Origin of the sequence: Chlorogloeopsis fritschii PCC 6912 (assembly GCF_000317285.1) — a bacterium.
GTDB lineage: Bacteria > Cyanobacteriota > Cyanobacteriia > Cyanobacteriales > Nostocaceae > Chlorogloeopsis > Chlorogloeopsis fritschii.
The window spans coordinates 1-12,538 of the sequence record NZ_AJLN01000098.1; the positions used below are offsets into that span (position 1 = coordinate 1).

A 12,538-nucleotide genomic window follows, 5' to 3' on the forward strand; every position below is an offset into this window, starting at 1 on the left:
TTAAACACAAGAATCTAACAATAAAAAAGCTTTTGCTTGCTTGTCATCTCTGCAAATGGCATAAAACACCTCTGACACCAACCATCAACCCATAAAGCCGGAACCTTAAACCTAGCTCCACAATTAGGACACTCCGACAATAACCTTAACTGATGCTGCTTACACCCCTGCGTTACCTTCAACTGCCATTCAATTTTGTCACAAGGCGACTCGGCATAACAAGCAGCACATAACCGAATTGGCTCCATCTTCATCCCCACCCCAGCAGGTGGTAACATCTGCTCTAACGTATTGGCCTCAACTCCCACTACAATAACCAACGCTTCCAACTGCTGACGTGAGGGAGGCGGATTAAACCGAAACTTTTCCCAACGAGCGATCGCACCCCCAAGTTGCGCCGCTTTACCCAGTTTTACTGCTGCTTATTTGCGCTTGAATAAATTCCTCTATTTCTGGTTTGAGTGTGATATTCATAACTATTACCTCAGCTAAAAGAAAGTAGTTTTGTAGGCTATATTATGCCGCAGGTGCGTTAAAACTAAAGTTTATAACGCACCCTACAAAAACTCAAACTCAAAAATTTATTCATCCTCTTCCTGACCCTCACGGGCTTTTTGAAATCTGTCGAGTATTTGCATCACTACAGTTTCACCATCTAAACCTTCCCCGCGCTCAAGTTCTGCAATTGCGACATCAACTTTTTGCCGAGTTTCTTCTACCCATTCCTGATACTCTTTATCCTGTTCTTCCAGCAATTTCAATGCTTTACTAATCACTTCCTCAGCATTTGCATATCTACCTGTAGCAATTTGCGCTTGAATAAATTGCTCTATTTCTGGCTTGAGTGTGATATTCATAACTTGTACCTCAACTAAAAAATAGGACAGTTTGTGTTTGTTAGCACTCGCGATCTACCAACTTGAGCAGGAATCAGTGAGATAATTACACCTTGGACAAAAAATGGACGATCGCCTTTTTTGATTTTAGGCAGAATGATATTGTGTGCAATGTGCGATCGCTAGCTTCAAATTTCACAAGTTGTTTTGAAAAAGCTCTAGAACGCGTTGCCAAGCATCAGGAGCCGCTTCGGGGTTGTAACTTGGGTGCTGGGCGATGAATGGGTACTCCTCTACAAATAATCCGTGAAAGAATCCGTGTCCTGCATCATATCGGAATACGCGATGATTTATTTGGTGTTTCTTTAATTCTGCTTCAATGTGCTCGTTTTCTTCCTGGGAAACTAATGCATCTCTTGTCCCAAAAAACACATAAATAGTACCTTTAATTTCAGAGGTGCGATCAATGGTTGGAGTATCTTCACCATAACTAGAAGTGGTAATCCCACCACCGTAAAACGAAGCTGTTGCTTTAATATCGGGTAAAGTTGCAGTTATGTAAGCCACATGACCGCCAAAACAAAAACCAATCACCCCGATCGCATTATCATTGACATTGGGTAGAGTTTTTAAGTAGGCGATCATAGCTTGAATATCGCTGAATATTTCTTGATACTTTACTTGTTGATAGTATTCCAAGCCAAGCCGATAGCCTTCTGGACTATAGCCAACATCTTCTGAGCTAAACTCAACCTCAAAACCGGGTGCAATACGTTGATAAAGCGTGGGTGCTACTGCTACATAACCTTGTTTAGCTATGAGTTCGGTGACTTCTCGAATGTGATTGTTGACTCCAAAAATTTCTTGAAAAACTATAACAGCGCCAAATATTCCCTGATGTGCTGGTTGAGCTAGGTAAACATCAATTTCTAACCCGTTGTTAGGGATTTTGACTTTTGTAGTGTTAATTTCAATATTTGGTGTTTGCAGCATCTTTGTTTTGGCTGAACTCGGTGCCATCCCACTGTAGAAAAAATGCTACTTAGAACTCTAGAAAAAATTTGCTGGATTTTAGTAAATTATTGCCATCAGATTTGTAGGAGTTGTTTTGGTGTAACGCCGACAATCCGTTTGAAATATCGAGTCAAGTGACTTTGATCGCAAAAACCTACTCTGACAGCAATATCTGCAATGCTAAGTTGGCTATGTCGCAACAGATATTTGGCTTTATCAATCCGACATTGCAAAATGTATTGGTGGGGCGTTACACCCATACTTTGCTTAAACAGACGCAAAAAGTGATATTGACTCATTTGAGTGATCGCAGCAATCTCACTTAGTTTTATATCTCGATCCAAATGTTCGTTAATATACTCTCTCACCTGTTGCAGCTTCAGAGCAGATAATCCATCTGCATAGCTAGAAAGCTTAGGTTGGGTGGTGCAATAGTTCCGTAATAGGTGAATGGCTAATGTTGTTTTGATACTATCAATTAGTAAATCACCCCCGATTTTATCAGACTCCAATTCTTCTTTTAAAGCACAGAATATGCCTTGGATCAATACATCTTGCCGAGTCATAAAATGGGGGATAAGTTCAATGCGATCGCAATCAACCCAATCTTGACCAACTTGTTTGAGGAGTGCAGACTCAATTGCCAAAATTATAAACTGGACTGAGGTATTCCAATTACAGCGATGGGAAATACCCGCAGGAATAATTGCAATGTCTCCATGATTGCGCGTCTCTCTTTTAAGCTTTCCATCCAACCATCGTTCTCCTGATAAGTCGGAAGGCGATGAACTGACAACTCCTTGCACAATCACGTGCATGGTGTGTTGATGCTCAGTTATCTCAAACTTTGGCTGTTGATGGAGTTCAAAATGGATACTGTCCCATTTTGAGCTTGAGAGAACAGCGGGTTTAGGCACAAACGGATCTGATGCATTCTCTTGGCGGTAATCAATAACTTTAATCGTTTGCCCTGGCGTTCTCATAATAAGTGCTCAAACAAGTTTTATAGGCGATCGCATTCTTCTCACTAGTGCTTAAGGTTTTCAATTGGGCGATCGCTTCCTAGACAGTTTTCTCCACTCGCTCTTACAGCAGAAGTTGGTATTTGTATGTGAGCGATCCAGGTATTGGGGCAATCGCTGATCTATAGCCTAGCTTTGGTAAACTCTCGGTAACAATCAAAGTCAGCTGCGACAGATGTAGCTAAAACGAAGCTAAATGGCTCTATACGTCCGCTCCACTGCATTTTTGGCAATTCTAAAACAATGTCAGCACACCGACTGTTTCAGTGCGATTTAGCTCCTCAATGTCATTGTAATGACTTCGTAAGATTACCTCAATATCTGCTGTCTTGCAGTTTCCTCGCCGAATCTAGATAATCTTGGGTGGGAAACCACGCAATAGAGACAGATCGCCAAAGTCTGCATCCTTGGTGACAATTAAAAAACCTTCCCTTTTGGCGTATTCCCAAATTTCAATATCTGGAAGCCGATCAAGCCCCAAGCAGTAAACGTGGTTTGAATCAGGATAAAGCTCATGCAGACGATTAATTAGGTTCGGGGACAAATTTTGATCGAAGAGCAACTTCATGCTTTGACAACTAGCGATGCTTTTTCTCGATCAGCCGCATAACTAAGGCAAGCGCGAATGTCATCTTCAGTCAAGTACGGGAAATCCTCAAGAATTTCCTGATGAGACATTCCTGCTGCAAGATACTCCAGAATGTCATAGACCGTAATCCTCATTCCCCGAATACAAGGTTTGCCACCACGCTTACCGGGTTCGATAGTGATAATGTCTCGGTAGCTCATAACTTAAAATTTTATATAGATTATGCAGCCACTCTAATTCTAGTCTACAGACTACCAAGCAATTTTCTTTAAACCGTAACGAAGTTACCACTAGTATCAAATAACACTGCTCACAAAGTAGTGATCGCATTCTTCTCAGCAGTGCTTGGGGTTTTCAATCGGGTGATCGCATATATACAGTTTGCTTCACTCGCTCTTTGGGCAGAAGTTGGTATTTGTATGTGAGCGATCGGGTATTGGAGCGATCACTCATCTGTAGAATAGTTTTGGTAAACTTTCGGTAACAGTGAAGTTAGGTAGCGACTGGAATAGCAGAATTCATGGCTCTGGCTCTAATGAAGGTTTTGGACTGTCTAATTCTGCAAGAGCCACCTTGATACAATCCCGAACTCCTTGCCAATCACTCAGCTAACTCCTCATTTTCTGGATAGCTTGTTACAGCATATTGTAAAGAAAAGGCAACTAAATCAAGTTGATCTTGCTCTGTCCACGTATCACTTTGGTCAACAACACCAACATCATGCTGTACCAGATCGTTGAGAATCAGCGTTGCCAAACGTAATCGCTCTGCTGGCGTCAAAGTACGGATAACCTGGGTACAAATTTCCTGGATAGTGGTTGGCATAGTCAATCCTCCTACGACTCATCCTAATCTAAACCTGTAGCTGCTGCCTCGCAGACACTTTGCAAGTTTTTAACCTTGAATACCTAAAAGTAGCTTCTCTATACTCTTCCCACAGATGATCTCAGCCAGCTAACGGCAAGTAGCCTCAAATTCAACACCAGCAGAACTCAACCATCTGCTGCATTTCTTGGATGAAATCCCCAATTGGGCGAGTTTGTCCAGCATTGAGTTCTTCAAAACCTTGCTGGATGCCTGCAATTGTTTCTAATTGATCGATTAGTTGGCGCAGTTTGCTGGCATCGACTTTGTTGGGTTCAATGAAGGTGACTAGAACTTGAGTGCGATCGCTCAAGTTTTGGGGTAGTTCAGCTAGTTCAATTTGCCCGTTGTGATAAACACCTTCGACAGTTCTTAGCATAAGTTGCCATAGAGTTGATACTCCTCCAATTTTACTAGCTACTAAGCGATCGCCTAAAATACGTCCTCAAAGGCGATCGCTTGCTAGACAATTCCTTGTTCTTTGAGCAGACACTGGTATTGGTATGTGAGCGATGGGTATTGCTGCGATCACTCATCTGTAGAATAGTTTTGGTAAACTTTCGGTAATGGCTCAAATGAGCGGCAGTCAGTATTGGGTTATTAGACTTCGCGCTTCAATGCCTGAAACTCGACGATTTTGGAGTATAAACTTGCTACTGACTCTTGAGCAAAAAGCTCATCTTTGAGCTTAAGGTAATCTCCCTTACCAATATTGCACGCTGCCCAAAACCGAGCAACTTTAGACGGTTCCATGTTGGATAGAAGAACCTGCAACCCTTCCTGTAAGACTTGTTGCTCACTCTTAACCTGGATCATCGTTATTCGCCTCCAACACAAAATCGACTGGATTGACCACTTTCATTGTCAACCCTAAGCAGCGATTTATAAGCCGCTTGTCGCAGGTAATGAAATAGTCGCTGCCAACTGCTTCAGCACACGCAACGTGCAATGCATCAATCGCCTTTAATCCATTATGTTCCAGTTCCTCGGCTCTTTGGCGGATCGATTCATTAGCTTCTTGTCTTAACCCAGCCAACTGAAGATACCGATTCATTGCTTTCTGCTTGATGGGGTATGGATTACGGCTATTTTCATACTCTAGAACTGAGGAACTCACCAACTCAACCACTTGTGCCTCAATCATTTGCAAGATGATGGCTACAGCTTGCGATTCGAGAAAAATCTTAGGCTGAGTTTGATCGTCAAATGGACGATTGTAGGCACTAGTATCTAAATATACTCTTGTCATGCGATCGCTCGAAGCAAGACCAAATCATTGTATCTTGCTGCTTGATTAAGCTAAACGCTGAGTGCCGCAACCAAAAGTTTTCAACAATCACCCTAACCTAGATTTGAAGCAGCCCAACGTTATTGAATACACTTTTCTCCTGTTGCTCTTCCAGTAGAAACTGGGATCTATAGATAGGAGCGATTGCGTATTGCTGCGATCGCTCATCTGTAGAATAGTTTTGGTAAACTTTCGGTAACGTTCCCAATCACCCGCCGCTAGTAAACTTTGCTTGCGAAATGACTTTGTGGCACTTGATTTCATGTTTGTGTTGGGAAGACCTCATCAAGTGGAACCGTTTCATCTTTGGCAATTTCCTGACGTACCATTGCAGCCATCCGATCCCATTGATTATCTGTCGTAGTAGCAAAACGAGCTTCCCATTTTTGCTCATCTTGCAACTCTGCCAACAACCGAGATGCGATCGCATCTTGCTGATCTGGGGGGAGTTGTTGGATTTGGGCGATCGCCTGTTGAAGTAATTCAGTCATGTCTCAATAGCAGAAAACACTGCAATGTCTTATGGTTTCTTAATTTTATCCAAAGCTTTCTAGTTTTGTTCATCTGGCACTCTGCCAGAACCAGAGTTGCGATCGCGCATCTGTCTGGTGCAGTTCCCATTCTTCTTACTAGTGCTTGAGGTTTTTAATCGGGCGATCGCTTCCTAGACAGTTTGCTCCCTTTGCTCTTTGGGCAGAAGTTGGTATTTTTATGTGAGCGATCGGGTATTGGGGCGATCGTTCGTCTGTAGAATAGTTTTGGTAAACTTTCGGTAACGACCAAGCTCAAGGGCGGTAAACAGCTTTAGCATCTCCACCAATATCTCGGTTCCGTCCGTTGCAGCGCAGTGTTAACCTGCTCTAGACTTGGATGTAAATGTAAAAAAACTACTTGATATTATGAGCTATCGCGATATCATTACCATTGAGCCTGATAAGCGTGGGGGTAGACCCTGTATTCGTCGGATGCGGATTACGGTTTACGACGTTCTTGGTTGGCTGGCTGCTGGAATGTCTACGGCTGAAATTATTGATGACTTCCCAGAACTAACAGAAGCAGATATTAAAGCCTGTCTAGAGTTTGCGGCCGATCGCGATCATCGTTTAATTGCTTCGGTGAGTGCTGCTTGAAACTACTATTTGATCAAAACCTGAGCCGAAAATTGGTGACTCACTTGGCTGATATTTTTCCCAATGCTAGCCATGTACAATTTCATGAGTTAGCAGAGAAGACAGATACCGAGATTTGGGAATTTGCCAAGTTGAACGATTTCTGTATCGTGACTCAAGATGCAGATTTTGCCGAAAGAAGTCGACTATATGGATCTCCACCGAAAGTAGTCTGGCTAAGATGTGGGAATGTACCAACTAACCAAGTTGAAACTCTCATTCGTTCTGGGCAAGAAGCAATTCAAGAGCTTTTAGGGAATCCTACTCTTCACTGCTTAGAACTTTACTAATTCATCCTGCCTGATTTTTCAACATTCTATATTGTTTGATTTTGTATATTTTGGTCTGGTAGCGATTTAACTGCCCGACAAAGATCAACAATCGATACGATCGCTATCCAAGTTTTTCCCTTGTTATCTTTACCAGAAAGAATCAGGTCATGAAAAACATCGTTTGCAAAAAATCCAGCCTGAGATGGATTTGCATGAGCAATTTTGTTCAAAACCTCTCTCAATCCAAGTTGCTCAAAATCAGATTTTTTGCTGTAAGGCGATCGCTTCCTAGACAGTTTTCTCCCTTCGCTCTTACAGCAGAAACTGGTATTGGTATGTGAGCGATCGGGTGCTGGGGCGATCGTTCGTCTGTAGAATAGTTTTGGTAAACTTTCGGTAACCATCGTGTTGAGCGTTGCCAAAATACTTTGCAATGCACCAGAGGCTTAAGGAAATCCGCTCCAACACGGTTGTTGGGCTGCTAACTTGCACCTGGGGCTACCACAACACGCACATCAAGTCTGTCGTGTAATCCACTGAGATCATCTTCGATTTCAGCCGGATTCCCGATTCGGAATTCCGGATCATATACAAAACAGACAAGCGTGCTACATCCAGGATGCATTTTGTATCTTCCAATATCAATAATGAGTTGATCTCCTAACTCTTTCACACCCAGAGATGCTCTAGTTTTCTTGATTTCAATGACAATATTCTCTCTTTTTAACAAGAAATCTACACGTGCAGACTTTCCTGCATAGCTTGGAGTCCATTCTTCTTTACGAATATCATCGAAATCAAGTCGGAGAAGACTAGCAAATAAATCCTGTACATCATATTCATCTTCGATTACCAGTGTTGAGCGTCCAGCATGTCTGTCTTGTAACTGTCGGGCAACAAGATGAAATCGCCGACAGATTAGCAAAATCTGCTGAAGAGCTTTTATTGTAGTTTTTTGATATTCTATTTGCTGTTCTGTATCCTCTGATTTTTCAAGAAGCTTTTCTAAATATTCAGGGCTTTCCAGAACACCGATCGCCTCATCGATCATATCTACAATGTCTGGAATAAAGGATATCCCATAATAAGATTCCAAAACATTACCAAATGGATCATAATTTCTTAGCATTAGACCACCTACTGCGGGTGGTGGTGCTGCGGTGATGAGTTTAAGACAATCAGTTTCTACAACTATTTTATGAACACGACGGACGGTTCTATTAATGCGAGAGCGAAGAGCATCTTTCTCTAATTGAGAATATTGTCCATCAAACCAACGGCGAATATCTTCCTTAAATAACGAGAGTGCTTGAATCCTTTCTAAAGCAATCTCCTGTGGTGTCTTTACGTTCATCGATACTCTGCATTTATATTTCTCTGATATTAGCAATTCTTAATTGTGGCTACTCTGATTCACTTTCGACTGATGTACTTTGCCGAATTTGCTCGGTGAGAGTCTCTTCCCAATTATTGTCATTTAAGTCTATGCTAATCATCCGCCCAGCAGCTTTTGAACGATCAACATAAGCTTGAAAAGCGATAATATCTTCTCGATGAGCAAGTACATATTGCCTCAACTCATCAAGGCTCATTGCATCGTAATTAGCGGTTGTCATGGCTCGTATCCTCCGGTAGGTTTGATCTCAAAATCTAAATTCTCTCCAGCTAGCACGTATAACCTGCCTGTTTTCTCGTCTATTCAAACAAGCAAGCTAGTTATAAGCTCGTAGTGAGTGAGGACTTTAGTCCTCTTCCTTTAAAGCAACGACTAAAGTCCTTACTACAAACAATTTTTATATACAGGACTTACGCACAAGTTATAGAATAATAAACCGCAGAGGACACAGAGGACACGGAGGAAAGAGGATTTTAGAGGGATTTTGCGTAAGTCCCAATACATGATGTGAAAACTGAGTTTCTACTACTTTACAGCCTTCATCGACAAACCAATCCGCTTCAATTTCTCGTTAACTTCCAAGACTCGCACTTTCACAACTTGTCCTACCTTTACGACTTTCTTGGGATCGTCTACAAATCTGTCTGCAAGTTGGGAGATATGCACTAAACCATCTTGATGAACGCCAATATCAACGAAAGCGCCAAAATTGGCAACATTGGTAACTATCCCCTCTAGTTCCATCCCCACTTTTAAATCAGAAATTTCTTTGATTCCTTCTTTGAAGGTGGCATACTTAAACTCGGCGCGGGGATCTCTACCTGGTTTTTCCAGTTCTTTGAGAATGTCGCGCAGTGTTGGTTCGCCGACGGTATCGGTGACATATTTTTTCAGGTTCGCTTTTTTGAGTTTCTCGGCAATTTGCGTGACTTGTTGTAGGGGTACATTTAAGTCGGTGGCGATCGCTTCCACTACTGAATAACTCTCTGGATGGACGGCGGTATTATCTAAAGGGTTACTACCACCGCGAATTCGCAGAAAACCTGCTGCCTGTTCAAAGGCTTTTGGCCCCAATTTTGGCACTTTCAGGAGTTCCCGGCGATTTTTAAAGGCTCCGTTTTGGTTGCGGTAGGTAACGATGTTATTGGCAACGGTGGGCGTAATTCCAGAAACGAAAGTCAAAAGTTCTTTAGAGGCAGTGTTCAAATCCACGCCGACGTAGTTGACGCAGCTTTCTACTGTTTCATCTAATTTCTTTTTCAGCAATTTCTGATCTACGTCATGCTGATATTGTCCCACACCGATAGATTTGGGATCGATTTTCACTAGTTCTGCCAAGGGATCTTGCAAGCGGCGACCGATGCTAATTGCTCCGCGCACGGTAACATCTAAGTCGGGGAATTCTTGTGCTGCAACTTTACTAGCACTATATATAGATGCACCAGATTCGTTGACTATTACTTTAATTGGTTTGCGCTCCAAAGTCTGCAATACTTCTGCTACAAACTCATCTGTCTCACGAGATGCTGTACCATTGCCAATCGCAATTAACTCAATCTTGTACTTTTCAATCAAATTTTTCAGAGTTTGTGCAGACTTAGCACGTTGTTCTAGTGCTTGATGTGGAAATACTGCTTGATATTCTAAAAACTTTCCTGTTTGATCGAGAATTGCAACTTTACAGCCAGTTCTAAACCCCGGATCTACCGCCATTGTTGGTTTCATCCCCGCAGGTGCAGATAGCAGCAACTCCCGCAAATTCGCTTCAAATGTCTTAATAGACTCAATATCTGCGTAAAGCTTCTTCTCAGAAATTACTTCGCCAATCAAAGAAGATTTCATCAAGCGGTTAAATGCATCTTTGAGCATTTCTTGATAAAAGCTACGGAGGGGGCGGTGTTTGGAGTGAATTTCTTTTGACTCTAAATAGGAAAGCACCACATCCTCATCGAAGGAAATATCAAAACTTAAAATTCCCTCATTTTCACCGCGACACAGTGCCAGCAGGTTGTGAGGTGCAATATTGTTCACCTTTGCCTGATAGTTACGGTACATCTCGAACTTGGTTGTACCTTCGGGATGTTCATCTTTGATGCGGGAGACAAATACCCCTTCCTCTAGAAGATATTCTCTGAGATATGCACGTAACTCTGCTTTTTCTGCTACTTCTTCCGCAAGAATGTCAGCAGCACCTTTGAGTGCTTCCTGTGCTGTTTTGACTTGCTTTTCTTGCGATATGTATTTTGTTGCTTCTGGTTCTAAAGATACAGCGGCAGCATTTTTAGTATTCAGCGACTTGATGAACTCTGCTAATGGTTCTAGCCCTTTTTCTCTGGCGATGGTAGCACGAGTACGGCGCTTGGGACGGTAAGGTAAATATAAATCTTCTAGTTCTGTTTTTTGTAAACAAACTTCAATTTTGGTTTTCAGTTCCTCAGTGAGTTTACCTTGTTCGGCGATCGCATTCAAAATTACTGATTTACGTTCTTCCAATTCAGTTAAGTAAGAATACCTATCTGCTAGTTCGCGCAGTTGAACTTCATTCATTTCCCCCGTGCGCTCTTTACGGTATCGGGAAATGAAGGGAATTGTTGCACCCTCCGCTAGAAGTTCCAGCGCATTTTGCACCTGATAGGGTTTGAGGTTAAGTTCAGTTGCTAGGAGTTGAGGAATGTTCAGCATCGGGCATCAGTAAGAAAAGCTGGTAATATGCAAGATTGATTGCATGAATACAGAATGTTAAGCTAATATATCAGAACGTTTTGAAATCTTTATGATTTACACTGTTGTTAATGATAACGTGTTGTAAATTTAACAGAAACAATTGTAAAATTAAATACACGATTACTTAGCAATAGCCTTTATCCATTTATTAGACGCTTCTGGTTTTGATTCAGAGGTGAGGGAAAATGCCTTTGTTGTTTTTGATTCCGCTTTTTACTGGTTTAGTAACTGGTTATATTTACAAAACAAGTACCGATGAGATCGGGCAACTAACAGGTGTTGTTGCAGCTATTAGCTTGATTTTAAGTTTAGTTTTAGCGCCTTGGCAGATACAGGTGTTAATGCTAGTCGTTGTTTTGGTAGGTACTCAGAAACTTCTACAACAAAATGAGTACAAACTAAGGCTCGATCAAAATAACCAACAGCCAATGAATGATAGTGGTAGCAACGAAGCCATTAGTTCTCAAAGTTCAACTAAGGCAAACGAAATCACCCACAAGTATCGCGGTGGTAATTATCAAATTAATAATGTCAGGCTGGAATTTTCGGAACGAGAGATTGCTGGCAAATATCGCGGTCTTCCTTTAAAAATTCATCAGATAGCAAAAATTCAGTAGTTTGGAAGTTACTCTAAACAAGTTTTTTGATGAAAGCATTATTCTTGTTCGTACATCTGCTTGTGTTTTGCTAAAAGCTGGAGATATTTATCATTTGTCTTGGCTTGTATCCATTTCTCTTTAAATATTGCTGCCGATTCAGCTTTGAGTGGATCTACTTGATAAGGTAGAATATCTTTACGTGCTTGGATTTGTTCTTCTCTAGAACTTGCTTTTTGCGGATTATTCTTATATTTTCTGCCGCTTTTGTGGTTGGCATAACGGCGTGCTCGCGTATAACCCATTTGTAAAAATTTCCGTGCCATATCTGCCCCAGCAAAATCATCTTGCTCAAGATAGGCAAGAAACAATTCATAAATTTTTTGGCTAGACTCTCTGGCAACATCTGGTGTTTTGAAACGCCAATAGGGAAGAATTTCTGATTTATACGGTTCTACCAAAAGTACACCTTGCTCGCCTTTACCAACACGATATAGTTCAGGATGTTTACGTAAATCGAGGTTCTGAAAATCTAAAGAATAATCAAATGCCATAATCAGGAAGAATTTAAAATAAAGAAAATAGAAGTAGAGCAGACATTCTCTGCCTCCGCTTCTAATGAATAACTGCACCGACAAGAGATGAAATTAAAATAATAATATTTCTTCTATTTATTTGGCTTCGGTACGAAGTATTAAATCAATAATTAACCAATAATCCAAAGTACAGATATATTCTGAGGTTTGATTAATTCTTGATAAAATCATT

At 41.4% G+C, this 12,538-nt stretch carries 20 protein-coding genes; 3 read left to right on the forward strand and 17 right to left on the reverse strand.

Going from position 1 to position 12,538, the window contains the following annotated elements:
• Nucleotides 1–14: 14 nt before the first annotated feature.
• The 11 genes from UYC_RS0118675 to UYC_RS0118725 form a co-directional block, all read right to left on the reverse strand.
• Nucleotides 15–308, reverse strand: coding sequence for a TniQ family protein (locus UYC_RS0118675; protein WP_235181624.1), 294 nt, complete (start codon nucleotides 306–308; stop codon nucleotides 15–17).
• A 273-nt stretch (nucleotides 309–581) separates the two neighbouring features.
• On the reverse strand, nucleotides 582–857 hold the full coding sequence (locus tag UYC_RS0118680) for a type II toxin-antitoxin system ParD family antitoxin (protein ID WP_016875798.1): 276 nt from the start codon (nucleotides 855–857) through the stop codon (nucleotides 582–584).
• Nucleotides 858–1,031: 174 nt separating this feature from the next.
• Entirely contained in the window at nucleotides 1,032–1,829 is a 798-nt protein-coding gene (locus UYC_RS0118685; protein ID WP_026087532.1) for a dienelactone hydrolase family protein, read from the reverse strand.
• A gap of 95 nt (nucleotides 1,830–1,924) precedes the next feature.
• Nucleotides 1,925–2,833, reverse strand: a complete 909-nt coding sequence (locus UYC_RS0118690) for a helix-turn-helix domain-containing protein (protein ID WP_016875796.1) — start codon at nucleotides 2,831–2,833, stop codon at nucleotides 1,925–1,927.
• 388 nt (nucleotides 2,834–3,221) lie between these two features.
• A complete protein-coding gene (locus UYC_RS0118695) occupies nucleotides 3,222–3,440 on the reverse strand; it encodes a DUF5615 family PIN-like protein (RefSeq protein WP_016875795.1) in 219 nt (72 codons plus the stop codon).
• On the reverse strand, nucleotides 3,437–3,661 hold the full coding sequence (locus tag UYC_RS0118700; protein WP_016875794.1) for a DUF433 domain-containing protein: 225 nt from the start codon (nucleotides 3,659–3,661) through the stop codon (nucleotides 3,437–3,439). The genes UYC_RS0118695 and UYC_RS0118700 overlap by 4 nt, the downstream gene beginning before the upstream one ends.
• A gap of 400 nt (nucleotides 3,662–4,061) precedes the next feature.
• Nucleotides 4,062–4,286, reverse strand: coding sequence for a hypothetical protein (locus tag UYC_RS0118705; protein WP_016875793.1), 225 nt, complete (start codon nucleotides 4,284–4,286; stop codon nucleotides 4,062–4,064).
• A 151-nt stretch (nucleotides 4,287–4,437) separates the two neighbouring features.
• Entirely contained in the window at nucleotides 4,438–4,704 is a 267-nt protein-coding gene (locus tag UYC_RS0118710) for a hypothetical protein (protein ID WP_016875792.1), read from the reverse strand.
• A gap of 221 nt (nucleotides 4,705–4,925) precedes the next feature.
• On the reverse strand, nucleotides 4,926–5,141 hold the full coding sequence (locus tag UYC_RS0118715; RefSeq protein ID WP_016875791.1) for a hypothetical protein: 216 nt from the start codon (nucleotides 5,139–5,141) through the stop codon (nucleotides 4,926–4,928).
• Nucleotides 5,128–5,574: a PIN domain-containing protein gene (locus UYC_RS0118720; RefSeq protein ID WP_016875790.1), complete on the reverse strand. Its 447-nt coding sequence runs from the start codon at nucleotides 5,572–5,574 to the stop codon at nucleotides 5,128–5,130. Before UYC_RS0118720 ends, UYC_RS0118715 begins: the two co-directional genes overlap by 14 nt.
• 299 nt (nucleotides 5,575–5,873) lie before the next feature.
• Nucleotides 5,874–6,104 carry a hypothetical protein gene (locus tag UYC_RS0118725; RefSeq protein WP_016875789.1) on the reverse strand — a complete coding sequence of 77 codons (231 nt, stop codon included), beginning with the start codon at nucleotides 6,102–6,104 and terminating at the stop codon, nucleotides 5,874–5,876.
• A 408-nt stretch (nucleotides 6,105–6,512) separates the two neighbouring features.
• Here UYC_RS0118725 and UYC_RS0118730 point away from each other — a divergent pair, with 408 nt between their 5' ends.
• Both UYC_RS0118730 and UYC_RS0118735 read left to right on the forward strand, forming a co-directional pair.
• Nucleotides 6,513–6,743 carry a DUF433 domain-containing protein gene (locus UYC_RS0118730; protein WP_016875788.1) on the forward strand — a complete coding sequence of 77 codons (231 nt, stop codon included), beginning with the start codon at nucleotides 6,513–6,515 and terminating at the stop codon, nucleotides 6,741–6,743.
• The gene (locus UYC_RS0118735) at nucleotides 6,740–7,072 is read left to right on the forward strand and encodes a DUF5615 family PIN-like protein (protein ID WP_016875787.1); all 333 of its coding nucleotides are present in this window, start codon (nucleotides 6,740–6,742) and stop codon (nucleotides 7,070–7,072) included. The genes UYC_RS0118730 and UYC_RS0118735 overlap by 4 nt, the downstream gene beginning before the upstream one ends.
• A 26-nt stretch (nucleotides 7,073–7,098) precedes the next feature.
• On the opposite strand, the gene UYC_RS0118740 is transcribed toward UYC_RS0118735, so the two are convergent.
• The 5 genes from UYC_RS0118740 to UYC_RS0118755 form a co-directional block, all read right to left on the reverse strand.
• Nucleotides 7,099–7,476 carry a hypothetical protein gene (locus UYC_RS0118740; RefSeq protein ID WP_235082981.1) on the reverse strand — a complete coding sequence of 126 codons (378 nt, stop codon included), beginning with the start codon at nucleotides 7,474–7,476 and terminating at the stop codon, nucleotides 7,099–7,101.
• A gap of 59 nt (nucleotides 7,477–7,535) precedes the next feature.
• Nucleotides 7,536–8,408, reverse strand: coding sequence for a PD-(D/E)XK nuclease domain-containing protein (locus UYC_RS0118745; protein ID WP_016875785.1), 873 nt, complete (start codon nucleotides 8,406–8,408; stop codon nucleotides 7,536–7,538).
• Between the two features lie 49 nt (nucleotides 8,409–8,457).
• On the reverse strand, nucleotides 8,458–8,670 hold the full coding sequence (locus tag UYC_RS0118750) for a DUF6887 family protein (RefSeq protein ID WP_016875784.1): 213 nt from the start codon (nucleotides 8,668–8,670) through the stop codon (nucleotides 8,458–8,460).
• Nucleotides 8,667–8,753: a DUF6888 family protein gene (locus tag UYC_RS40360; RefSeq protein ID WP_412093824.1), complete on the reverse strand. Its 87-nt coding sequence runs from the start codon at nucleotides 8,751–8,753 to the stop codon at nucleotides 8,667–8,669. Before UYC_RS40360 ends, UYC_RS0118750 begins: the two co-directional genes overlap by 4 nt.
• A gap of 222 nt (nucleotides 8,754–8,975) precedes the next feature.
• The gene (locus UYC_RS0118755; RefSeq protein ID WP_016875783.1) at nucleotides 8,976–11,132 is read right to left on the reverse strand and encodes a Tex family protein; all 2,157 of its coding nucleotides are present in this window, start codon (nucleotides 11,130–11,132) and stop codon (nucleotides 8,976–8,978) included.
• Between the two features lie 227 nt (nucleotides 11,133–11,359).
• On the opposite strand from UYC_RS0118755, the gene UYC_RS0118760 reads away from it, so the two are divergent.
• Nucleotides 11,360–11,791, forward strand: a complete 432-nt coding sequence (locus tag UYC_RS0118760) for a DUF4278 domain-containing protein (protein ID WP_016875782.1) — start codon at nucleotides 11,360–11,362, stop codon at nucleotides 11,789–11,791.
• Between the two features lie 38 nt (nucleotides 11,792–11,829).
• On the opposite strand, the gene UYC_RS0118765 is transcribed toward UYC_RS0118760, so the two are convergent.
• A complete protein-coding gene (locus UYC_RS0118765) occupies nucleotides 11,830–12,324 on the reverse strand; it encodes a DUF4385 domain-containing protein (RefSeq protein ID WP_016875781.1) in 495 nt (164 codons plus the stop codon).
• Nucleotides 12,325–12,538 lie beyond the last annotated feature (214 nt).